The organism is Sinorhizobium garamanticum, from assembly GCF_029892065.1.
Lineage (GTDB): Bacteria > Pseudomonadota > Alphaproteobacteria > Rhizobiales > Rhizobiaceae > Sinorhizobium > Sinorhizobium garamanticum.
In genome coordinates, this window is the sequence record NZ_CP120373.1 from 3536065 (window position 1) to 3557803 (window position 21739).

General features: G+C 61.0%; 25 protein-coding genes and 1 pseudogene. 11 read left to right on the forward strand and 15 right to left on the reverse strand.

Features of this window, described 5'->3' with window-relative positions; translation table 11 throughout:
* Positions 1 to 153: 153 nt before the first annotated feature.
* Positions 154 to 270: pseudogene (locus PZN02_RS16640) on the reverse strand (acyloxyacyl hydrolase); the annotation flags it as partial.
* Positions 271 to 293: 23 nt separating this feature from the next.
* Positions 294 to 1712, reverse strand: a complete 1419-nt coding sequence (locus tag PZN02_RS16645; protein WP_280659061.1) for an aminotransferase-like domain-containing protein — start codon at positions 1710 to 1712, stop codon at positions 294 to 296.
* 81 nt (positions 1713 to 1793) lie between these two features.
* Between PZN02_RS16645 and PZN02_RS16650 the strand changes: the two genes are divergently transcribed.
* On the forward strand, positions 1794 to 2042 hold the full coding sequence (locus PZN02_RS16650) for a DUF1127 domain-containing protein (protein WP_280659062.1): 249 nt from the start codon (positions 1794 to 1796) through the stop codon (positions 2040 to 2042).
* A gap of 56 nt (positions 2043 to 2098) precedes the next feature.
* Positions 2099 to 2410 carry a DUF1330 domain-containing protein gene (locus PZN02_RS16655; protein WP_280659063.1) on the forward strand — a complete coding sequence of 104 codons (312 nt, stop codon included), beginning with the start codon at positions 2099 to 2101 and terminating at the stop codon, positions 2408 to 2410.
* 25 nt (positions 2411 to 2435) lie between these two features.
* Here PZN02_RS16655 and PZN02_RS16660 read toward each other — a convergent pair whose 3' ends face one another.
* From PZN02_RS16660 to purC, 4 genes are all read right to left on the reverse strand, one after another.
* A complete protein-coding gene (locus PZN02_RS16660; RefSeq protein WP_280659064.1) occupies positions 2436 to 2843 on the reverse strand; it encodes a hypothetical protein in 408 nt (135 codons plus the stop codon).
* 55 nt (positions 2844 to 2898) lie between these two features.
* Positions 2899 to 3570 carry a phosphoribosylformylglycinamidine synthase subunit PurQ gene (gene purQ, locus PZN02_RS16665; RefSeq protein WP_280659065.1) on the reverse strand — a complete coding sequence of 224 codons (672 nt, stop codon included), beginning with the start codon at positions 3568 to 3570 and terminating at the stop codon, positions 2899 to 2901.
* A 157-nt stretch (positions 3571 to 3727) separates the two neighbouring features.
* Entirely contained in the window at positions 3728 to 3970 is a 243-nt protein-coding gene (gene purS / locus PZN02_RS16670; protein WP_173513265.1) for a phosphoribosylformylglycinamidine synthase subunit PurS, read from the reverse strand.
* Positions 3971 to 3986: 16 nt separating this feature from the next.
* Positions 3987 to 4751, reverse strand: a complete 765-nt coding sequence (gene purC, locus PZN02_RS16675) for a phosphoribosylaminoimidazolesuccinocarboxamide synthase (protein WP_180941342.1) — start codon at positions 4749 to 4751, stop codon at positions 3987 to 3989.
* Positions 4752 to 4976: 225 nt separating this feature from the next.
* Between purC and PZN02_RS16680 the strand changes: the two genes are divergently transcribed.
* The gene (locus PZN02_RS16680) at positions 4977 to 5291 is read left to right on the forward strand and encodes a DUF1476 domain-containing protein (RefSeq protein ID WP_280659066.1); all 315 of its coding nucleotides are present in this window, start codon (positions 4977 to 4979) and stop codon (positions 5289 to 5291) included.
* A gap of 106 nt (positions 5292 to 5397) precedes the next feature.
* On the opposite strand, the gene PZN02_RS16685 is transcribed toward PZN02_RS16680, so the two are convergent.
* Positions 5398 to 7872: a sensor domain-containing protein gene (locus PZN02_RS16685; RefSeq protein ID WP_280659067.1), complete on the reverse strand. Its 2475-nt coding sequence runs from the start codon at positions 7870 to 7872 to the stop codon at positions 5398 to 5400.
* 156 nt (positions 7873 to 8028) lie between these two features.
* A complete protein-coding gene (locus PZN02_RS16690) occupies positions 8029 to 8589 on the reverse strand; it encodes an RBBP9/YdeN family alpha/beta hydrolase (RefSeq protein ID WP_280659068.1) in 561 nt (186 codons plus the stop codon).
* 159 nt (positions 8590 to 8748) lie between these two features.
* On the opposite strand from PZN02_RS16690, the gene PZN02_RS16695 reads away from it, so the two are divergent.
* Positions 8749 to 9564: a DUF2189 domain-containing protein gene (locus tag PZN02_RS16695; RefSeq protein ID WP_280659069.1), complete on the forward strand. Its 816-nt coding sequence runs from the start codon at positions 8749 to 8751 to the stop codon at positions 9562 to 9564.
* Between the two features lie 102 nt (positions 9565 to 9666).
* Here the strand turns inward: PZN02_RS16695 and PZN02_RS16700 are convergent, their stop codons facing one another.
* The 7 genes from PZN02_RS16700 to PZN02_RS16730 form a co-directional block, all read right to left on the reverse strand.
* Positions 9667 to 9975, reverse strand: a complete 309-nt coding sequence (locus tag PZN02_RS16700) for a PilZ domain-containing protein (protein WP_280659070.1) — start codon at positions 9973 to 9975, stop codon at positions 9667 to 9669.
* A gap of 269 nt (positions 9976 to 10244) precedes the next feature.
* On the reverse strand, positions 10245 to 11546 hold the full coding sequence (gene purB, locus PZN02_RS16705; protein ID WP_280659071.1) for an adenylosuccinate lyase: 1302 nt from the start codon (positions 11544 to 11546) through the stop codon (positions 10245 to 10247).
* Between the two features lie 62 nt (positions 11547 to 11608).
* Complete coding sequence (locus PZN02_RS16710; protein ID WP_280659072.1) at positions 11609 to 12169, reverse strand: hypothetical protein; 561 nt, start codon at positions 12167 to 12169, stop codon at positions 11609 to 11611.
* Positions 12166 to 12900 carry a DUF2259 domain-containing protein gene (locus tag PZN02_RS16715; protein ID WP_425336295.1) on the reverse strand — a complete coding sequence of 245 codons (735 nt, stop codon included), beginning with the start codon at positions 12898 to 12900 and terminating at the stop codon, positions 12166 to 12168. The genes PZN02_RS16710 and PZN02_RS16715 overlap by 4 nt, the downstream gene beginning before the upstream one ends.
* 2 nt (positions 12901 to 12902) lie before the next feature.
* Positions 12903 to 13580 carry a ribulose-phosphate 3-epimerase gene (rpe, locus tag PZN02_RS16720; RefSeq protein ID WP_280659074.1) on the reverse strand — a complete coding sequence of 226 codons (678 nt, stop codon included), beginning with the start codon at positions 13578 to 13580 and terminating at the stop codon, positions 12903 to 12905.
* Between the two features lie 168 nt (positions 13581 to 13748).
* Complete coding sequence (locus PZN02_RS16725) at positions 13749 to 14750, reverse strand: P1 family peptidase (protein ID WP_280661523.1); 1002 nt, start codon at positions 14748 to 14750, stop codon at positions 13749 to 13751.
* Entirely contained in the window at positions 14747 to 15835 is a 1089-nt protein-coding gene (locus PZN02_RS16730; protein ID WP_280659075.1) for a branched-chain amino acid ABC transporter substrate-binding protein, read from the reverse strand. Before PZN02_RS16730 ends, PZN02_RS16725 begins: the two co-directional genes overlap by 4 nt.
* Before the next feature lie 159 nt (positions 15836 to 15994).
* On the opposite strand from PZN02_RS16730, the gene PZN02_RS16735 reads away from it, so the two are divergent.
* The 7 genes from PZN02_RS16735 to PZN02_RS16765 are packed head-to-tail and all read left to right on the forward strand — an operon-like array spanning position 15995 to position 21738.
* Positions 15995 to 16522: a flavin reductase gene (locus tag PZN02_RS16735; protein ID WP_280659076.1), complete on the forward strand. Its 528-nt coding sequence runs from the start codon at positions 15995 to 15997 to the stop codon at positions 16520 to 16522.
* Positions 16523 to 16546: 24 nt separating this feature from the next.
* The gene (locus PZN02_RS16740; protein WP_280659077.1) at positions 16547 to 17476 is read left to right on the forward strand and encodes an AAA family ATPase; all 930 of its coding nucleotides are present in this window, start codon (positions 16547 to 16549) and stop codon (positions 17474 to 17476) included.
* A 5-nt stretch (positions 17477 to 17481) separates the two neighbouring features.
* Positions 17482 to 18738 carry a vWA domain-containing protein gene (locus PZN02_RS16745; protein ID WP_280659078.1) on the forward strand — a complete coding sequence of 419 codons (1257 nt, stop codon included), beginning with the start codon at positions 17482 to 17484 and terminating at the stop codon, positions 18736 to 18738.
* 23 nt (positions 18739 to 18761) lie between these two features.
* Positions 18762 to 19094, forward strand: coding sequence for an XdhC family protein (locus PZN02_RS16750; RefSeq protein ID WP_280661524.1), 333 nt, complete (start codon positions 18762 to 18764; stop codon positions 19092 to 19094).
* Between the two features lie 2 nt (positions 19095 to 19096).
* Positions 19097 to 19804: an XdhC family protein gene (locus PZN02_RS16755; protein WP_280659079.1), complete on the forward strand. Its 708-nt coding sequence runs from the start codon at positions 19097 to 19099 to the stop codon at positions 19802 to 19804.
* Entirely contained in the window at positions 19801 to 21417 is a 1617-nt protein-coding gene (locus PZN02_RS16760; RefSeq protein WP_280659080.1) for an NTP transferase domain-containing protein, read from the forward strand. Before PZN02_RS16755 ends, PZN02_RS16760 begins: the two co-directional genes overlap by 4 nt.
* Positions 21418 to 21420: 3 nt before the next feature.
* Positions 21421 to 21738, forward strand: coding sequence for a TfoX/Sxy family protein (locus PZN02_RS16765; RefSeq protein WP_280659081.1), 318 nt, complete (start codon positions 21421 to 21423; stop codon positions 21736 to 21738).
* Position 21739 lies beyond the last annotated feature (1 nt).

The window sequence follows — 21739 nt, forward strand, 5'->3', positions numbered from 1 at the left end:
CACCTTTGTGCGTCGATTGAGACGCGCGGCGCTGTAGGGGGCGCTTTGCGGCTTCTTTAGCCTATGCTGCGGCGCGGCGCGACAGAAAAATAAGGTCGATCAACAGGGCGCGGGAGCGTGCATGCCGAGGCGAATGCGGGAAAATTCGTGCTATTAAAACTTGTACCCGAGCATCAGACCCGCGCGCGTCAGGCCATCGTTGGGGCCGTTGCAAAGATTTGCGTTCGAGGCATGTTCGAGAGTGGCCGAGAGATTCCAATGATCGTCGAAGTCCCCCTCCAAAAAAAGTGACTTCAATCGAAGCTGTCGTAGCCGGTGCGACCGCTGTCGAGTAGCCGACGCAGGATTTGAAATCCTCTCTGCACCTCGGACCGCTCGGGCGGCGAAGAAAAGCCGACGCGGATACGATGGAAGACGCGCTCCGCGCGCCCCGCCTTGAACTCGTCCTCGTCGTCGACCAGCACGCCTTCCTGCAGCGCCGCTTGCTTGAAGGTTCCCGAAAGCCAGGGATCCGGCAACTTCAGCCAGAGGAAGGGCACCTTCGGGTGGGAATTGAACTCCAGTCCGGAAAAGATTTCGCGCGCCATCGTTTCACGCGCGGTGATTTCCTCGACGGCGCGGTTGCGCAAGGCGGATGCTGCGCCCGAAAGAACCAAGCGCGCGCAAAGCTCGGCGAGAATGAAGGGAAGACCGCCGCTCACCATCTTGTGCGCGATGCGGATTCGCTGGCTAAAGTTCGGCGGGCAGGCGACCCAGCCGCCGCGCACGCCGGCGGCAACGGACTTCGACAAGCCGCCGACAAGGAAGGTCCGCTCCGGCGCCAGTTCCGCGAGCAACGGCACCTGATCGCCCGTCATCGAACCATAGACTTCATCCTCGACCAGCCAGACGCCGTATTTTCGCGCGATCTCGGCGACGGCCCGGCGCCTGTCCAACGGCATGACGGCGACGGTCGGGTTCTGCGCGCTCGGCATGAGGAAGGCGAGTTTCGGATGCTGCTGGGCGCAAACACGTTCGAAATCGCCCGGAACGAAGCCGAATTCGTCGCTTTCCACCAATGCCGTTCGACGACCAATCAGACCCGCACTGCGGCTGACCTGCGAATAGGTCAATGTTTCGAAGGCGATCCGGTCACCGGGGGAGGTGACCGCGGAGATTACGGCAATGACGGCGGCATGGGCACCGAGCGTCGGCACGATGGTTTCGCGGGCCGGCCGAAAATTGCCGCGTGCCAGCCATTGGCAGCCCGCCTCGAACCAGTCATCCGGGAAATTGCGGGCATAACTCGCAATGTCCGCATGGTGCTCACGGCTGATGTCACCCAGCAATTTCGCCAGAATGTCACCTTGGCCGACGTCCGGCGCAGCCGTGCTGTCGAAACGCAACTTGCCAGCCGGAGCATTGATCGGCCGCGTTCCAGCCAACGAGGTCGTCAGAGGATCGGACTGTTCGGGCGGGCGGCTTTCCGGGCGATCGAGGACATAGGTGCCGCGGCCGACTTCGCCACTGACAAGTCCTCGTTCGCGGACAATGTTGTATGCCCGGCCGATCGTGCCGATCGTCACGCCTATGTCGAAGGCTAGATTGCGCTGCGGCGGAAGCTTCGCTCCCACCGGCAAGGTCCCGCTGCCGATCGCCTGCTCGATCTGATCGGCGATCCGGGCGTAGAGGGGGCCTTGGCCCTGCTGAATATCGGGTAGCCAAGTTGTCATAGTGACAATTGTCTATATTGCACCGCCGGCCATGTCAATTATCTCTAATCAATAGAGGAAAGCGACGCAATGGTATAGACAATGAATACAATTGATACAATCCATCTTTCGCCGTGGCGAGAAATCGCGGCTCGCGAGGCACGCTTCGGCTATGGCCTCCAACGGCCGCAGCGGAATGTGCTGTCGCGGCTCTGGCACCTTTACTGCACGCTAGCCGCGAAAAGACGCAGCCGCCTGGCTCTCGAAGAACTGAGCCCGCACCTGCTTAAGGATATCGGTCTGACGGAAACCGAGGCGCGGCGCGAGGCGGCCGTTCCGTTCTGGCGGTAGCGATGCGTATAGCAGAATGGTATTGTTGCGTCCCTACAGGAACTGGGGGAGCAGCGATGACAAAGGGATATTGGGTGGCGTCCGTCGATGTAACCGATCCAGAGGGATACAAGGCTTACAAAGCCGAGAACGCTGACGTCTTTCGAAAGTACGGCGCGCGCTTTCTTACCCGTGGTGGCCAATGTGAGATGCCCGAAGGAAAGCTGCGCTCTCGCATCGTCGTGATCGAGTTCCCCACCTACAGCTCGGCGCTGGAGTGCTATCGTTCGCCCGAATATGCGAAAGCCATGGCGCTCAGGCAGGGCAAATCGGTGATGGATCTGGCAATCGTCGAGGGTTACGACAGCCCGCAACCGTCAGCTTCGTGAGCCGCAGGATCCCTGCGACCCGAGATCAGTTGCAGCCCTCGCCGCCGGCCGCCCAACGGCGGACATCCGTCGTCATGCGCGCGCCCACCGGCTCGCTCAGGAGCGGACCGAAAGCCTGCAGGCGGGCAGGGTGCCCTTCGGCCTGGATGACGGCGAGCGGGCGCGCCTCGGGCGACTTGCGCGGCACGATCAGGATGCGCGGACGGCCCGAGAAGGAGTTGAGCTCGGGCGCGAGGCGATAGGCCTTGAAGGCCGGGTCACCCGATTTGAACCAGCAACCATTGGCGCCGAGCGCCACGCGCTCCATCGTCGGCAATGCGGCGGAGCTCGCCGGCGGCGCAGCCGGACGATTCGATTGGCAACCGGCGACAAGCGTGAAGCTCGCGATGGCGCAGGCAAGCACCGGGAGGCGTACGGAGGAGAATGAAGGCATCGGCGGTCTCGATCGTCGGTCGGTGGCGGGAGGCCGTCTTCTATCAGCGCGATGGTTAAGCAGCGATTACGTCGAGGGCGGAAGCGAAAATCCCGCGTCCGTCCGAACCGCCATGTGCCGCCTCAATCAGGTTTTCCGGATGCGGCATCATCCCAAGCACGTTGCCCTTGGCATTCATGATGCCGGCAATGTCATTGATCGATCCGTTCGGATTGGTGCCTTCGGCGTAACGGAACACGACCTGACCATTGCCCTCGATCGCCTTCAGCGTCTCCGCATCTGCGAAATAATTGCCGTCGTGGTGAGCGACGGGGCTGCGGATCACCTGGCCCTTGGAATAGGCGCGGGTGAACGCGGTGTCCGCGTTGACGATTTCCAGTTTCACTTCGCGGCAGACGAACTTCAGCGACGCATTGCGCATCAGCGCGCCGGGCAGGAGGCCTGCTTCAAGCAGGATCTGGAAGCCGTTGCAGACGCCGAGGACCTTGACGCCCTGATCGGCCTTGGCCTTGATCGCCTGCATCACCGGCATCCGCGCGGCGATCGCACCGCAGCGCAGGTAGTCGCCATAGGAAAAGCCGCCCGGTATGACGATCAGGTCGACGTCCGGAATTTCCGTTTCCGTCTGCCAAACGGTCGCAGGCTTATGGCCGGAGATCTTGGTGAGCGCCGCGATCATGTCGCGATCGCGGTTGAGACCGGGGAGCTGGACGACGGCAGACTTCATGGGATGTTCAAACCTTGCCTTGGCCTCGGCGTCTGAGCAGTTCGAGGCGGTTTCAATGCGCAGTGTAGCGCTGGTCAGTCAATCCAGCTAAGGCCGCCAAAAAAGGGATTTAAGGCAGGCGACCAGCGGATCACCAGCAAAGACCATTCCCCCCGCCTCAGGCGAGGGAGATGGTGTAGTTTTCAATCACGGTGTTAGCCAGCAGCTTCTCGCACATGGCCTTGAGGTCGGATTCGGCCTTGGCCTTGTCCGCCGTTTCGATCTGCAGATCGAAGACCTTACCTTGGCGAACCTGGCCGATGCCGTCAAAACCGAGCGCACCGAGTGCACCCTCGATTGCCTTACCCTGAGGATCGAGAACGCCGTTCTTCAGCGTCACGGTTACACGCGCTTTGATCACTTTGCTTTTCCCTGAATTACTTGACCAGCACCGGACCAGAGCCGCGCGGCGGCTCGTTCTCGTTGATGATGCCGAGGCGGCGCGCCACCTCCTGATAGGCTTCGACGAGACCGCCCATGTCGCGGCGGAAGCGATCCTTGTCCATCTTTTCCTTTGTCTCGACATCCCAGAGGCGGCAGCTATCCGGAGAAATCTCGTCGGCAAGGACGATGCGCATCATGTCGCCTTCAAACAGGCGCCCGCATTCGATCTTGAAATCGACGAGCTGGATGCCGACGCCCAGGAAGAGGCCGGAAAGGAAATCATTGATGCGGATGGCAAGCGCCATGATGTCGTCGAGTTCCTGCGGGCTTGCCCAGCCGAAGGCAGTAATGTGCTCTTCGGAGACCATCGGGTCGTCAAGCGCGTCGGCCTTGTAATAGAACTCAATGATCGAGCGCGGCAGCACGGTGCCTTCCTCGATGCCAAGGCGCTTCGCGAGCGAACCGGCGGCGACGTTGCGCACGACGATCTCGAGCGGAATGATTTCCACTTCCTTGATCAATTGCTCGCGCATGTTCAGGCGGCGGATGAAATGCGTCGGAATGCCGATCTTGTTCAGATGGGTGAAGATGTACTCAGAAATCCGGTTGTTCAGCACACCCTTACCGTCGATGACATCGTGTTTCTTCTTGTTGAAAGCGGTCGCGTCATCCTTGAAAAACTGGATGAGCGTGCCCGGTTCCGGACCCTCGTAAAGGATCTTGGCCTTGCCCTCGTAGATACGGCGGCGACGATTCATGGATTTTATCTCTGTTGGTTGGTGGCGCTCTTGGGTCGCGCAATTGGAATTTTCTCAGCGGGTCCATATCTGAAAAGAACGCATTTCACAATCGGCGTATCTTCCCATCCCCCGATTTAGATTAGGGTATCATGAAAGTCACCGAAGACGAAAACTTCGCATTGCGCTTTCAGTAGTGTTATGGCGATAACTGTTACCGGGACGAAATTCTCAGGGAGTTTATCGATGACCACGATGCAGGATCGCGAGAAGGGTTTTGAGGCGAAGTTTGCGCTGGACGAAGAGCTGAGGTTCAAGGCAGTGGCGCGACGCAACAAGCTGCTCGGTCTTTGGGCGGCTGGTCTCTTGAACAAGGCCGACCCGGACGCCTATGCAAGGGAAGTCATCACCGCCGACCTCGCAGAAATTGGCCACGAGGACGTGGTGCGCAAGATTAAGGCAGATTTCGACGCCGCCGGCATCGCACAGTCGGAAGACGAAATCCGCTTGCGGATGCTGGAATTTCTGGCCCAAGCGATAGAGCAGCTTCAGAACAACTGATCTCGCAGCCAGCGAAAAGAGACATGGTGGCGCCGCCCGGCAGCAGAATCGGGCGGCTTTTTTGTATCGAGCGAAGCTTCACCCGGATTTTGCGGCGCCTCGATGCTCAGCGCATCCTGCGCGCCTCTGAAAAGCTCCGCGGCACATCGAAACCTTCCCGGGCAAACGTCTCGAAATCCTGCCGGCTCATTGGTTTCGCCAGCGCATAGCCTTGCAGGATGTCGCAGCCAAGATCGGCGAGAAGTGCGGCGTGGGCCCAGGTTTCGACGCCTTCGGCGACAACTTCGATGTTCAGCGAATGGCCGATGTCGATAATCGCGCGCACCAGCTTTTGCTGTTTGCTGCTTTCCGTGACCGGCCCTACCAGTGCGCGATCGATCTTGAGGCGCGCCGGATTGAGTTTGAGGAGCCCGATGATCGACGCGTGACCGGTTCCAAAATCATCGATCTCGATATCTATGCCGAGCTCGTTCAAGGCCGCGATCGTCTCCGCAACTTCATCCTCGAACTCGTCGAGAAAGATCGATTCGAGCAGTTCGAACGACATGACGCCGTGCGGGATGTTCATTTCCCGCAGATCGGCCACGAGTTGAGGGTCGCGCAAACGGCGCGAGGAAATATTGACCGAGATCTTGGGGATGGCGAGCCCCTGCCGCTGCCAAGCGCGGAAGTCGGCATAGGCCATATCGACCACCATCCGGTCTATTGCTGCGAGCAGATTGATGTCTTCGGCGACCTTAAGGAATTGCACGGGCGCCAGGACCCCGCGTTCCGGGTGGTTCCAGCGCACCAGCGTCTCGACCCCCGTGATCTCCAGAGTGCGGGCGTCGAACTGGGGTTGGTAGAAGGGAACGAACTGTCTCTTTTCGAGTGCTTCGCGCAGCTCGTCGCCGATCCGCTTCGCAGTCAGGATCTCGTTCTGCATCTCGTCGGAAAAGAGTTCAAAACGGTCGCGGCCAAGGCTCTTGGCGCGATAAAGCGCGATGTCGGCGTCCATCAGAAGCTGCCTGGGATCGGTGAGCCTGCCTTCATCCAGCGAAACGCCAATGCTTGCGCCAAGGCGGCACAATTGCCCGCCGTAGGGGACGGGACGGCGGAAGGCCTGAATGATGCGTGCGGCAAGCTCTGCCAGTTGCGTCGAATCCCGACCGCTGCGGCATACGATGACGAATTCGTCGCCACCGATGCGCGCGATGAAATCGTCCCGCTCGGAGTGCGACCTCAGCACGGTCGCGGCATGCACGAGCATTGCGTCGCCAGCCTGATGACCGAGCGTGTCGTTGATCTGCTTGAAGCGATCCAGGTCGATATGAAGTATGGCGTTGACGACACGCGCTTCCGTCAGGATCCGATCGAGATAGCGGCGGTTCGGCAAATCCGTCAGATGATCGTGCAGCGCGTTGTACTCGATGCTGACACGCGCCGCTTCGAGTTCGCAGTTGCGCGCCTCGGCAAAGGATTTTGCCCGCCTCAACTCCTCCTGCAGGGCGATATCATCGGTCACGTCCCAATTGGCGCCAACGAGCCTCCCTGCACCATCCAGGTCGGTATGGAACGCGGCGTTGGACCGGATGTGGCGGACGACCCCATCGGGCCTGATGATGCGGAACGCGTTGGTGAAAGGCGTGCCGCTGGCGATCGCGTCATTGACGCGTTTAATCGCAGCAGCCTTGTCCTCCGGATGCAGAAAGTTCTCCCAACCGGCCGAGGAGGGCGCTTTGCCGGCAGGGTCCAGGCCATACATCCTCAACATGGCTTCGTCCCAGAGCGAGACGCCAGTGTCGAGATTGTGTTCGAAGACGCCAATCCTCGAAATATCGAGCGCCAGTTGCAGGCGGCGCGAAACTTCTTCGAGCCGGGCCTCCGCTTCCTTGCGCGCGGTTATGTCGGTATCGGTGCCGATGATGCGGCACGGCTTGCCGTCAGGGCCATAAGCGACCGATGCGCCCCGGCTCTCGATCCAGATCCAGCGTCCGTCGGCATGGCGCTCACGATACTCGAATGTGTTGAACTGAGCCTCGCCCGAATCTTGGCGTTCGATGCACGCGAGAACGTGCGCTCGGTCATCCGGATGGACGTTTTCGATCCATTTCTCCAGCGTGCCATCGACCTCCGCGTCATCCGCCAGTCCTCGTAGACGTCGCCAGGTTGAGGAATAGAATAGATTGCCGCTTTCGTAGTCGTGATCCCAGACACCTTCCAACGCGCTTTCAAGGGCATACTTCCAGCGTGTCTCGTCCTTGCGCAGGTTAGCGATTTGCGAAACCACGCTATCGGCCGGAAGCATCGCCAGCATCCTCTTCGCCTCGGCTCCTTGTGCAGCAGGAAGAGGCGCCAGCGAAACGAGCATGGAACGAGAGGCGGATGCGCCGAGAAAGCGCACGACCGCCGGCTCCGCCGATCGCTGCGTTTCCGGGATAGGCACAACTGCCGGAAGATCTTCGTCATCCACGAATGCGGCGATCGGTGTGCCGATGAGTTCGTCGGAGGTTCGCCCAAGCATCTCGAGTGCGAGGGCATTGGCGGCGCATATGACATCGTCCGCATCAATAAGAATGATGCCCGCCGGGATTTGATCCATTGCGCCCGCCAAGCTGTCTTGTGTCGTCGGCTCATTGCCGGTGTCGATTGGTTCCCGCGGTTCGGTCACTTATCCCGGATCCTGAGAGTTGCCAGCCTATCATGATCTCCTAGCAATGAAATTCAGATTAATGGTGCGCGGTTCCGCCGATAACCATTATGACCGCAGGCGGCTGAGGAACTGGGCAAAAACCATCGTGCCCTCGGGCCACGGGCCGTGGCCGGATTCGGTATTGATGTGACCGGCTTCGCCGGCATCGACCAACAACGAGCCCCACGCGTTGGCGATGTCTCCGGCGTGCTCATAGGATCCGAAGGGATCGTTGCGGCTTGCCACCATCAGCGACGGGAAGGGTAGAGGATCGCGTGGGTACGGGCCGAAGGTCATCAGATGCTTCGGTCGGATCTTGGGATTGGCGACGTCCGGCGGCGCGACCAGGAAAGCGCCTGCGATCTTCTTCGCGTTCGCGCAATGGGGCAGGGCATGGATCGCCGTGGCGACCCCCAGCGAATGTGCGACGATGACGACCGGCTTTTGCGCGGCATTGACGGCCCCGACCATCCGCGCCACCCAATCCTCGCGCACAGGCTTCGACCACTCAGCCTGTTCGACGCGGCGCGCGGTCGACAGCTTTCGCTCCCAACGGCTTTGCCAATGGGCCGGGCCGGAATTGGTGTAGCCCGGCACGATCAGGATGTCAGCTTCTGAAACCTTCATGATTGCGGCGATTTGGAGGTGAAAAGCGCCGAAGTCAAGGCACAGGCGACAGAGGCCGCATTTTCTGTATAATCCAAGACGCCGGTCGCGGTTGACAGCGGCGAGTTTTATCGCTGTCGCGAGTCCGTGGCCGCTCTGGTTCGTTGAGGAGTGTGAGCCATGACAACCTTCCATGTCCTGTCGGGGGCGAATGCGAGAGCCTCGCATCCCGGTATACGAAAGATTGGCATTGCGGATGTGTTTGATGCGTTGCGTCTCGGGTTCAATGATTTTCGCGAGAAGCCGTCGCATTATGTTTTCTTGTGCTTGATATACCCTATCGCCGGTGCAGTACTGATAACCTGGAGCGCGGGCGCGAATATGCTGCCGCTACTCTATCCGCTTGCGTCCGGCTTCGCCCTCATCGGTCCTGTCGCGGCAATCGGCCTCTATGAGATCAGCCGGCGCCGTGAATTGGGCATGGATGCGTCATGGCCGCACGCTTTGCGGCTCTACCGTTCACCAGCGCTGCCTTCCATTTTGGCGGTCGCCGCCGTGCTGTTCGTTATCTTCATCGCCTGGCTTCTGGTTGCACAGGCGCTTTACGTCAGAATTTTCGGAACGACGCCGCCGAATTCGATTTCGGCCTTCTGGAACGGCATTATCGGCACGCCAGAGGGTTGGAATCTCATCGTTATCGGCAACGCCGTCGGCTTTGTCTTCGCCGTCATCGTGCTCTCGATCAGCGTGGTTACATTCCCGTTGCTGCTTGACCGCGATGTCGGCGCCGTCGTGGCCGTCGAGACCTCGATCCGGGCGACGCTTACCAATCCGGTGCCGGTCGCCTGCTGGGGCCTCATCATAGCAGCGGGACTGGTGATCGGCTCGATTCCGGTCTTCGTCGGCCTGGCCGTTATCATGCCGATCTTTGGCCACGCCACGTGGCATCTCTATCGCAAGATCGTGGAGCCAGAGCCGGCCGGCCGCAAAAGCTGAACGGCAGGTCCTCCAATGACATCGCGGCGATCTTGAATGACCCAAGATCGCCGCGATTGTTTTTGCGAGAGTTCACCGGTTCGCCGCCCGACAACGGCGCGGTTATTGGCGGAAGAACTTATAGTAGGATGATATCTGCGCTGCGGTGTTCGACGAAAGCTTGAGCTTGATGCCGATCTTGTCGCCGCGATACCAGCGCACTATCCCCGTCAGATAGCCGAGCTCTTCACTTTGAATGGTGACTTCCTGTCCCGTTTGCGCCCCGATATCGAACAGGAGCTGGAAACAGATACCCTCGTCGGAAAGGTCCCTGACAACCCCGTTGCTGGACCCGAATTTGCAGGTAACCTTACCTGTTATTTTCGTCTGCGTGCGCGGTGATCCGCGCTGAACACTGTCCCTGTAAGTCATGGCTTCCTCGAAACCTGATTAGACAGTTCTGGAAGCTCTCACACCACTTCTAAACAACTTGCTAATAAGCTCGCCCGCACTCGAACAAAATGCACCGAATGCGAGCGTTTGTATTCATGGACAACGTCATCATGTCCCGCAGCGAGACTACAGCGCCGCGCGTCTAATTAGACGCGCAAAGGTCGCTGTAGCACTTTGATTTGCTGCATGTTTTTGTCCTTAAATCGGATACGATTTAAGGAAACATGCAGCAGGCTGTCTTATTCCTGTCAGCCAAAGACGCGCTTAAAGATCGTGTCGACGTGCTTGGTGTGATACCCGAGATCGAACTTCTCGCGAATTTCCTCTTCCGAAAGTGCGGCCCGCACCTCAGTGTCGGCCAGCAGCTCCTCCAGGAAATCCTTGCCCTGTTCCCAGACCTTCATGGCATTGCGCTGAACGAGCCGGTAGGCGTCCTCTCGTGAAGCGCCGGCCTGGGTGAGCGCAAGCAGCACGCGCTGCGAGTGAACAAGACCGCGGAACTTGTTCAAGTTCTTCATCATGTTCTCGGGATAGACGAGCAACTTGTCGATCACGACGGTAAGCCGCGCCAGTGCGAAATCGAGCGTCACCGTCGCGTCCGGTCCGATCATGCGTTCGACCGAGGAGTGCGAAATATCGCGTTCATGCCAAAGTGCCACGTTTTCCATTGCTGGCACGACGAAGGCGCGGACCATTCGGGCGAGACCGGTGAGGTTTTCCGTCAGCACCGGATTGCGCTTGTGCGGCATGGCCGAAGAGCCCTTCTGGCCCGGGGAGAAATATTCCTCGGCTTCCAGCACCTCGGTGCGCTGCAGATGGCGGATTTCCGTCGCAAGACGCTCGATCGAGGAGGCGATGACGCCGAGCGTCGCGAAATACATGGCGTGGCGGTCGCGCGGGATGACCTGCGTCGAGACCGGTTCCGGCTTCAGGCCGAGAGCCTTTGCGACATGCTCCTCGACTCGTGGATCGATATTGGCAAAGGTGCCGACAGCACCGGAAATGGCGCCGGTCGCAACCTCTTCGCGGGCGGCCAGGAGGCGCTGCTTACAGCGATCGAATTCCGCATAGGCAAGCGCCAGCTTGATGCCGAAGGTGGTGGGCTCGGCGTGGATGCCGTGCGAACGGCCGATGGTGACCGTATCCTTGTGCTCGAAAGCACGGCGCTTCAGGGCTTCAAGCAGCTTGTCGAGGTCGGCGAGCAAGAGGTCCGTCGCGCGAACGAGCTGCACGTTGAAGCAGGTATCGAGCACGTCCGACGAGGTCATGCCCTGATGGACGAAACGGCTGTCCGGCCCGACGAATTCCGCAAGATGAGTGAGAAAAGCGATGACGTCGTGCTTGGTGACGGCCTCGATCTCGTCGATCCGGGCAACGTCGAACTTTGCCGCGCCGCCCTTTTCCCAGATCGTCTTCGCCGCTTCCTTGGGGATGACGCCGATTTCGGCGAGAGCATCGCAGGCATGCGCCTCGATCTCGAACCAGATACGGAATTTCGTTTCCGGCGACCAGATGGCCACCATTTCCGGCCGGGAGTAACGGGGGATCATGGGCTTAAGCTTTCGTCATCAGTGAAGGATGGCTGTGCCTCTATCAAAGATGTTGGTCAAGCTCAACGCCGTTGGTGCATGTCCGATCGCGCAAGCCAAAGGCTGGCGGCGACAAGGACGGCAAGTCCGAGCGGCAGGTAGAGCCGAACGCCCAGGACCAGAAACTGGTAGAGCGCGGCGAGCGACGTGAACAGGAACTGGAAGAGCCATATGCGCGTGCCCGTGGCCGCATGCCACTGCGCATAGAATATCCGGTAGTCAAAGGCGAAGAGACACGCCGTCGTACCGACCGTGCCTGCGATGAGGCACAGGAAAAAGGCCGAGAAGCGGGTCTCGGCCACTCGCTCCTGTGCTGCAAACCGCGCCGCAAACAGTGAAATCGGCCACGCCAACAGGCCGCCGAGCGCGTAGAGCAGCAAGATGTCCCTGATGTGGAAGGCCGCCTCGTCGCCACGCAGCCAAAGCGCCAGCCAGGCAGATGTCGCCATTGCCCCGGCCCAACTGGGGGCACCGATCAGCACTTCATGCGGCTTGGGAAGGGAACGCACTAAGCGGGATCGTTTTGACGGTGCGACATCCGAAGGGAGCACTGGCGATTTGGCGGCCTGCTCGTCACTTGTCATTTGGGAAGCCGGACCGGTAGCGCAATCCAGCGGCCATCGGTTGAACCCTCGAAACCGAGCGATTTGACCAGGATCATCACCACGTGGACTTCGGATCCGTCATTATTGATGCGGGTTACGACGCCGCCAATGCGATAACCCGTCGGGCAGCGACGGCTTTCAGGGATGCGCGTGTCCTCCTGCAGCAGCTCCGCCGCAGGTTTCCCGGCCTTCTCCGTCATCACCAGCCGGAAGCCCTTCACCTCCTTCAAGAAGCTGCTGCACACGCCCTGAGGCTCGAAGCTCTTCTCCTCGAGCTTCAGCGCGTAACTCTTGCGGAACGGCTCATTGGCCGGAAAGGCATCATAGCTCAGCGTGTGCGCCGCGCTGCTTCTTTCAGTTACAGGATTGTACGCGACCAGTATCCCAGGCGTGTCCGCCAAGCGGTAAGCATCGATCAGTGGTGCGGCACGGCTGTGCGCCTCGCGGCGCGCTTCGTGCTGTGCGCCACCATCTTTCTCGATGACGGCGCGGACAGGTGCGCCAGGGAGGAAGGTGTCTTTGCGCGTGTCGAGGACATAAATCGTCGAATAGGGAAAGCCGGAGCCGTCCTGGACGCCATATTCCTCGAACGCGAAGACGTTGCCATCAGACGAAAATCCGATCGGCTGCAGGGCGGCAAAGTCTCCAGCACGCACCTCAGCGGCCGCAATCGTCGCCGCCAGAAGCGTTGTGGTGACTACCGTCCGCATGCTCATTCGCGCGCCTTTTCCGCGGATTTGCGGATCGCCTCGATGGCAGTGCGATAGGTCTCGACGGAACCGCCCTTGAAGACGGCCGAGCCCGCGACCAGCACGTTGGCACCGGCCTTGACAGGCAGCGCGGCTGTCTCCGGCGTGATACCGCCATCGACCTCGATCTCGATCGGCCGGTCGCCGACCATGGCCTTGATCCGCCGGATCTTCTCTTCGGTGGCGTGGATGAATTTCTGTCCGCCGAAGCCAGGATTGACCGTCATCACCAGGATCAGATCGACCATGTCCAGCACATATTCGATTGCGCTTTCCGGGGTTGCCGGATTAAGCGAGACGCCGGCCTTCTTGCCAAGCGACTTCACGGTCTGCAGCGACCGGTGCAAATGCGGGCCGGCCTCGGCGTGCACCGTCATGATGTCGCAGCCGGCCCTGGCGAAAGCTTCGAGATAGGGATCGGCGGGCGAAATCATCAGATGACAGTCGAAAGTCGCGTCCGTATGCGGACGCAGCGACTTGATGACGTCCGGGCCGAAAGTGATGTTTGGCACGAAATGACCATCCATGACGTCGAGATGGATCCAGTCGGCGCCGGCTTCGACGACATCGCGAACCTCCTGGCCGAGCTTGGAGAAGTTGGACGCCAGGATCGACGGGGCAATGCGAATGGGATGGGTCATGACAGGCTCCGATGTTTCCCGCGCCATAGCATTCCGCCGACGCGCAAACAACATCCGAAGCAAGCCTGCGGCCCAACGCCTGGATCGCGATGATTTCAGGTTAAATCGATTCCAATAGATTAGAGGGGATGCAGGCGGAAAACCGCGCACCCTTTTCCTCATCCCGCTCTATTGCGACCAGGACGGCCTCGTATCGTTGTCGGCCGCAACAGCATCGTGAACGCCGCGTGCGATCGCGCGCGCCATCGTAGAGGCCGCGGCAGCGCTAAGATCGATGAAATCTTCGAGCAGGGGCGCCTTGCCGCTCGCTCCGGTCGCCAGCGCGAAGACAAGGTCGCCGTCGAGCGGCGTATGCGACGGCCATAGCGCGCGAGAAAAGCCGTCATGGGCGGCGATGGCCAGCCGTTTCGCCTCAGCCTTACTGAGCACCGCATCGGTCGCGATGACGGCGATCGTCGTATTCGCAGCGGCCGATTGCCTCTCACGGAACTTGAGGCGCGGCAGCGCCGCATCCGGCGGCATGGGGGCCGGATATCCGAGCCCGCCGAACTCGTCGTCAAGCTCGAAGGGCGCGGCCCAGAAATGGCGTGTGCTGCCGATCGTGGCCGAGCCGAGCGCATTGACGGCGACGAGCGCGCCGACCGTGATGCCATTGGCGAGCACCGTCGACGCCGAGCCCAGGCCGCCTTTGAAGGTAGCCGTCAGTGCGCCCGTACCGGCACCGGCGGTCCCGGTCAGAAATGTGGCACCAGCAGCCCGCACGGCGTCGTAACCGAGGTCGCGATAGGGCGAAAAGCGTCCCCAATCCTTGTCGCCACCATTGACGAGATCAAACAGAATTGCCGCCGGAACGATCGGAATGCGGTGGGGGCCGACCTCGAAACCGCGTCCCATCTCCCGAAGGGCCGCCTGTACCCCGGAGGCGGCGTCCAGACCGAAGGCCGAACCGCCGGAAAGCACAATGGCGTCCACCGTCTGGACGGTATTTTCCGGCGCGAGCAGATCCGTCTCCCGCGTGCCCGGCGCGCCGCCGAGAACCTGAACCGCTGCCGTTGCCGGCTGTTCGCAAAGCACGACCGAGACACCGGACTTCAGTCGGTGGTCTTCGGCGTTGCCGACCAAAAGGCCCGCGACATCGGTAATCAGATTGTTCGGCCCCTTGCGCATCAGTCCGCACCGCCCGCGCCCGTGGCCGCGACGAATCGGCCGTCCCGCCATTCCATCAGCCGGTAGGGCGTATCGGTTCTTTCGTGGCTGTCGTTGAACTTTATTGGCCCGAGGATTGTTGCATAAGGCCCCTTCAGCAGGGCTTCGGGAAGCGCGCTCCCGTCCTTGGCAGCCTGGTCCTTCGCCTGTTCGAGCAGCGACATGGCGACGAAGGCCGGCAGGACATAACCCTCCGGTTCGATTCCGCTCGCGCGCATCGCCTTGACGACGGCTCCAGCTTCGTTCGACCGAGACGCCTCCGGAACCGTCACGGCGAGCACTCCGCTCTCGAGCGGCACATCAATGTCGGCGGCATTCAGTACGTCGCCGCCAAGCAGGGTTATCGAGACCTTCTCAGCCTTCGCATCACGCGCGATCACGGCGGTGTCGTAGCGGTCGCCTCCGGTAAAGATGTGGGTGGCGCCGCTCTTCGCCAGTCGACGGACGAGGCCAACCTGCTGTTCCTGCGCCGGGCGATAGGTGTCGGTGAACACGGGTGTCACGCCGATCTCGGCAAGCGCGTTTCGAACGCTTTCGACAAGCTCCCGGCTATGGATCGTGCCGTCGTCGATGAGCGCGAGCGGTTTGCCCTTCCAGTTCGCGACGATGACGTCGGTGATTGCCGCGGCTTCGGCCTTTCCGTTTGGCGCCAGCCGGAAAAACGGCCAATTCTTCTTGAGTGCGTCCTCCATCAGAATGTTGGAGCGGACGCTAAGTGTGATGGCGGGAATGCGAGCCTCGGCAAGGGCGGGCAGGGCAGCTTCGAGGCTCTCCGTGCAGAGAAAGCCGATCGCTGCCTCCGCCCCGCTCGCCAGAAGCGCCTTCTTCAGCGCCTCGCCGCCTGCGGGATCACAGCTTTCGGCGATCGGGATAATCTGACTTCCACGCTCGTCCGCCTGAAAGGCGGCGCCGTCCACCATCTGCTTTCCAAGCGTGGCGAAAGGTCCGTCCATGGGAGCCACGACGGCAACTTTCAGGCCTGCGGCAAAGGCAGGGGAGGCCGATATCAATCCGACGACGACGATGCTCTTAATAATCAATCTAAACATGTATTTTTCCCGCAACGACGCCATGTTTTAAGCATGTGTCTCTCTCCGTCAAAGGAAAAGATCGCACCGCAAGAGCTCGTCATTCTGAACACGCCATGACTATGCCGCTGCCTCGCAAGAATCTCGCGCCGCCGGGTTTCATATTTTCCGTGAGAGTCTATGTATGTGCAAGACATCGATCCGGAGAGAGATGTGTTGGAGAAGACCCGACTGGACCCGATAAGTTACCGCGACGCGATGAGCCGCATGTCTGCTCATGTGCAACTCATCACCACGGCCGATGGGCGGGCGCGGCGCGGCGTCACGATTACGGCGTCCTGCTCCGTGTCCGATGATCCTCCGACGATCCTTGCATGCCTCAATGCCGCAAATCCTCGCAATGATATCTTCGCTCGCTCTGGTGCTTTCGCGCTTAACGTGCTTGGCGAGCCGCACAGGGCGCTCGCCCATGCCTTCTCCGGTCGCGATCAGCTCGACATGGACCGGCGCTTCGCGCTCGGCCAATGGACGCAGCTTGCCACCGGCGCGCCCATCCTAGCCGACGCCGTTGTCGCCTTCGACTGCCGCCTCATCGAGGTCAAGATCATGGCGACCCATCTCATCCTCTTCGGCGAAGTCGTCGACCTGCACCTCGGGAAGAAGCAGCCGCCGCTCATTTATGTGGACCGGGGATATCACACGCTATAAGTTTTCTCGGGCCACGGAGGAAACATGGCGAAGCACGAGACGGGAAAGCTGCCGCAATCCATCGATGAGACCCTGGCAATGCTGGAGGCGCAGAATTACCTCGCCGGAACTCAGCTTGCGACGGTGCTTTTCCTGGCCCTGAAAATGAAGCGCCCGCTGTTTCTGGAAGGCGAAGCGGGCGTCGGCAAGACCGAGATCGCCAAGGTCCTTGCCCGTTCGCTCGATCGCCCCCTGATCCGGCTGCAATGTTACGAAGGGCTAGACGTCTCCTCGGCCGTTTATGAATGGAACTACCCGGCGCAGATGCTGGAGATACGCCTTTCGGAGGCGGCCGGCATGGTCGACCGCCAAAGGATCGAAGGCGACATCTTCTCCGAACGCTTTCTCATCCGCCGCCCGGTGCTGCAGGCGATATCCGCCAGCACGGGGCGGGCTCCAGTATTCTTGATCGACGAGCTCGACCGCACCGACGAAGCTTTCGAGGCTTTCCTTCTGGAAGTGCTTTCCGATTTTCAGGTCACCATCCCCGAACTCGGGACGATCAGGGCGGACGAGCCGCCCATCGTCATCATCACGACCAACCGCACCCGCGAAATTCATGACGCCCTGAAGCGACGCTGCCTTTATCACTGGGTCGACTATCCGAGGGCGGCGCAGGAACTGGAGATCATTCGGCGCAAGGTGCCCGGCTGCAACGCCACTCTATCGCGGGAAATCGTCGCCTATGTCCAAAGACTGCGGGCGATCGACCTTTTCAAGAACCCCGGCGTGGCGGAGACGATCGACTGGGCGACGGCGCTCACCGAACTTGACCGGTTAGCGCTTGATCCGGAAACGATCGCCGACACGCTCGGTACTTTGCTCAAATACCAGGACGATATCGCCCGGATCGAGGGCACGGAGGGGCGCAAGCTGCTTGCCGACGTCAAGGCCGACCTCCTGGCGCAGGGCTGACCGTCATGGTGGACGAGCAGGTTGATCGCACGACAGTTTCTCCAATCGCGCTTGGCGACGGCAAACTTGCTGACAACATCGTCTTCTTTGCCCGCGCGCTTCGAAGAGCGGGAATGAGAATTGGTCCGGCGGCCATTGCCGACGCCATCAACGCCGTTGCCTTGATCGGGATCGGTTCCCGCAGCGAGTTCTACGCCGCCCTTCAATGCACCTTCGTCAAGCGTCATGAAGATCAGGTTCTATTCGACGAAGCGTTCAACCTGTTTTGGCGCTCGCGCGACCTCGTCGAGAAGATGATCGCGCTTCTGTCGCCGACTGCGCCGGAGCGTCGGGGTGAAGATCGGACCAGGCGCGCCGGCGAGGAGCGACTCCGCGAGGCACTCCTCGACGGAAGGGACGACGCCCGTTCGCCGCGCGACGAACCGGAAATCGAGGTCGATGCCCGCTACACGGGCTCCGGTCGCGAGCTTTTCCGCAAGGCGGATTTCGCGCAGATGACCGCAGCGGAGATCGCCGAGGCCAGGAAGGCATTGTCATCGCTGATATTGCCGCTCGATCGTGTGCGGACCCGACGCTTTCGAGCCGCCCATCGGCCGGCACGGATCGATCCACGCGCCACCATGCGCGATGCGATGCGCTTTGGCGGCGAGTTGATCCTGCCGCGCTTTCGCGAACCGCGGCTTGTTCATCCACCGCTCGTCGTGCTTGCCGATATTTCCGGATCGATGAGCCAGTACACGCGGATTTTCCTGCATTTCCTGCACGCGCTGACGGAACAGCGACAACGCGTTCACATTTTTCTTTTCGGGACGCGGCTGACGAATGTCACTCGCCAAATGCGCAATCGCGATCCCGACGAAGCGCTGGACGAATGCGTGGCGGCGGTCAAGGATTGGTCTGGCGGCACCCGCATCGGAGAAACACTTCGCGAATTCAACCGGCGTTGGTCGCGCCGGGTGCTCGGTCAGGGTGCCATCGTCCTCCTGATCACCGACGGCCTTGAGCGCGATGATACAGCGGAACTCGAGGTCGAGGTCGATCGCTTGCATCGCTCCTGCCGGCGCCTCATCTGGCTCAACCCGCTGCTGCGGTTCGACGGATTTGAGGCGCGCGCCCGGGGCGTGCGAGCCATGCTGCCGCATGTTGACGAATTCCGGGCGGTGCACAATCTTGAATCTGTGGCCGAGCTGGTGAAATCGCTGTCCGGTCATGGCGCGCAAGACGCCGATCCGCGGCGCTTCCTGCACACGCGAGCGGCATGAGACACAAAAAACTGGTAGGCAACATGTCGAAAGAGCCCAATATCCTCGACCCGCTGGAGGTCGCCGAAACCTGGTGCAGTGACGGACGCAAAGTGGCGCTTGCGACGGTCATTGAGACCTGGGGCTCCGCGCCGCGACCGATCGGCAGCCATCTGGTGATCGATGAGGAGGGAAATTTCCAGGGGTCCGTCTCCGGCGGATGCGTCGAAGGCGCCGTCATCGCCGAGGCAATGGAGATTATCGACTCAGGAACACCCAAGATCCTCGAATTCGGCGTTGCCGACGAGACTGCCTGGCGCGTCGGCCTTTCCTGCGGCGGCCGCATTCGGGTCTATGTCGAAAGAATTGATGGCTGACGATGAAAAGCTCCACCCTTCAGGCAATCAATGCGGCGCGAGCCGCGCGACGGGCAGCTGTGGTCGTTACCGATCTTTCGGACGGCGCCAGTGAGGTCTTTCTTGAAGGCGCGAGCTTTCCGCCGGAATGGGATAACCTGATCGTCGAAGCGTTGCGTTCAGGACGCGCCGGCGTTGCGGCGGTAGAAGGACGATCGCTCTTCGTCAATGTCCATCTGCCACCACCGCGCATCGTTGCGATCGGTGCCGTTCATATTTCCCAAGCGCTTGCCGAATTAGCGGCGGTTGCCGGATTCGACATGACGATCATAGATCCGCGCACGGCGTTCGCGACAGCGGAGCGGTTCGGCGCTATCGAACTCCTCGCTGAATGGCCGGAAGACATTCTGCCCTCGAGGCCACTGGACCGCTACACGGCACTCGCCGCGCTCACGCATGATCCGAAGATCGACGATTATCCGATCCGGGCGGCCCTGGAAGCGGGATGCTTCTATGTGGGCGCGCTCGGTAGCCGCAAGACGCATGCGGCACGCGTGGAAAGGTTGGAACAAGCAGGTGTGCCTGCTGACGCCATCGGCCGGATCAAAGCCCCGATCGGCCTCAACATCGGCGCAGCGAGCCCCGCCGAAATCGCCATCGCCATCCTGGCTGAAATCATCGAATCCTTGCGCCGCCGTGATCCGAGTGGCCGGGAGGGAGGTGCAAAATGAAGTTCGGTCCCGTACGGCTCGCCGATGCCGAGGGCGCTGTTCTTGCGCATGCAATGAAAACCGGAGCGCAGCGATTGCCGAAAGGACATCTGCTGAGCCGAACGGACATCGCGACACTTGCCGAAGCCGGTGTGGAGGAGGTCATTGTCGCGCGGCTCGATGCGGATGACCTGCTCGAAAACGAGGCGGCGGCGCGCATCGCCGCGGCGATCGCTCCCGACCACTTGCGCTTTTCACAAGCAGCTACCGGCCGGGTGAACGTCCACGCCACCATCTCTGGCCTTTTCGTCGCAAACCGCGCCGCCGTCGACCGGGTGAACCGGATCGATCCGGCGATCACGCTCGCCTGCCTCGCCGATCATACGGCGGTCGCAACGGGCGACATGGTAGCGACGATCAAGATCATTCCGCTGGCGGTGCCGGAGCGGTTCGTCGCGCAGGCGGAGAATATGCTGCTGGCGGAGGCAGCCTTCGAGGTAAAGCCCTTTGTGCCGCACCGCGCGGCCCTTATCGCAACCGAGTTGCCGTCGCTCAAGCGGCAGGTCATGGACAAGACACATACGGTTCTCGCTGCCCGGCTCTTGCGCTCCGGAAGCCATCTCGTTACGGAACGTCGCGTGGCACATTCGGAAGGCTCCGTCACCGCAGCCATCGCCGATCTCAAGCCGACCCATGACCTGATCATCATCTTTGGCGCATCGGCAGTCGCCGATCCGGACGACGTAATTCCGGCGGCAATCAGGCGGGCCGGCGGAGTCGTCGAACATGTCGGAATGCCGGTCGATCCAGGCAATCTTCTGGTCCTGGGTCGAATTGCCGAACTGCCCGTCGTCGGGGCGCCGGGTTGCGCACGCAGTCCCAAAGAGAACGGCTTCGACTGGATACTCGACCGCCTGCTTGCCGGCGAATGGCCGAATTCTGAAGATATAACCGGCCTCGGTGTCGGCGGCCTGCTTAAGGAAATTCCGACGCGGCCGCAACCGCGTGAGCAAACCGTCAGTCCACCGCGAGATCCGGCACGAATCGTCGTCCTGGCTGCGGGGCGGGCAAGCAGGATGGGTGAGAGCGGCGGTCACAAGCTCTTGGCCGAGTTCGACGGCGTCCCACTGGTCCGGCGGTCGGTCGAAACGGCACTCGCCACTAATGCCGGGAAGGTGGTGGTGGTAACCGGGTACCGCGAAGCGGATATTCGCGGCGCGCTCGCAGGCCTGCCCGTTGAGTTTGTCTCGAATCCGGATTATGCGGCCGGCATGGGCTCTTCGCTGGTGGCCGGCGTGAACGCACTCGGAACCGAGGCGGGCGGCGTTCTCGTGATGCTGGCCGATATGCCGGGTATTACCGCCAATCACCTGCGAAAGATGATCGAAGTCTTCGACAACGAGGGACGCCAAGCGGTCGTGCGCGCGGTCTCGGAAGGCCAGCGCGGCAATCCGGTCATTCTGCCGAAAGCGACCTTCGCCGCGGTCCGGCAGCTCGTCGGCGATGTCGGAGCACGACATATCATCGAGCGGTGCGGGCTCCCGGTCATCGACGTCGAGCTCGGTGAAGCAGCGCGCCTCGACCTCGACACCCCGGAAGCGATCATCGCCGCGGGCGGCGTACTGAAGGAGTGAAGAATGGACAATGCTGCGATCGAAGAGATGTTCGAAACGCTGGGACCGGTGACGATACGCCGCATGTTCGGTGGCAAAGGCATCTATTTCGAAGGCGTCATTTTCGCGCTCGAGGTCGACGGCGAAATCCTACTCAAGGGGGATGCCGAATCGGCACCGGAATACGAGCAGGCGGGCTGCCGCCAATGGGCGTACGACGGAAAAGGCAAGCTGGTGAAGATGCCCTATTGGAGCATTCCGGATCCGGCACTCGACGATCCGGACGAGATGGCCCGCTGGGTGAGGATTGCCTATGCGGCAGCGCTCAGGACAAGAAAATAGA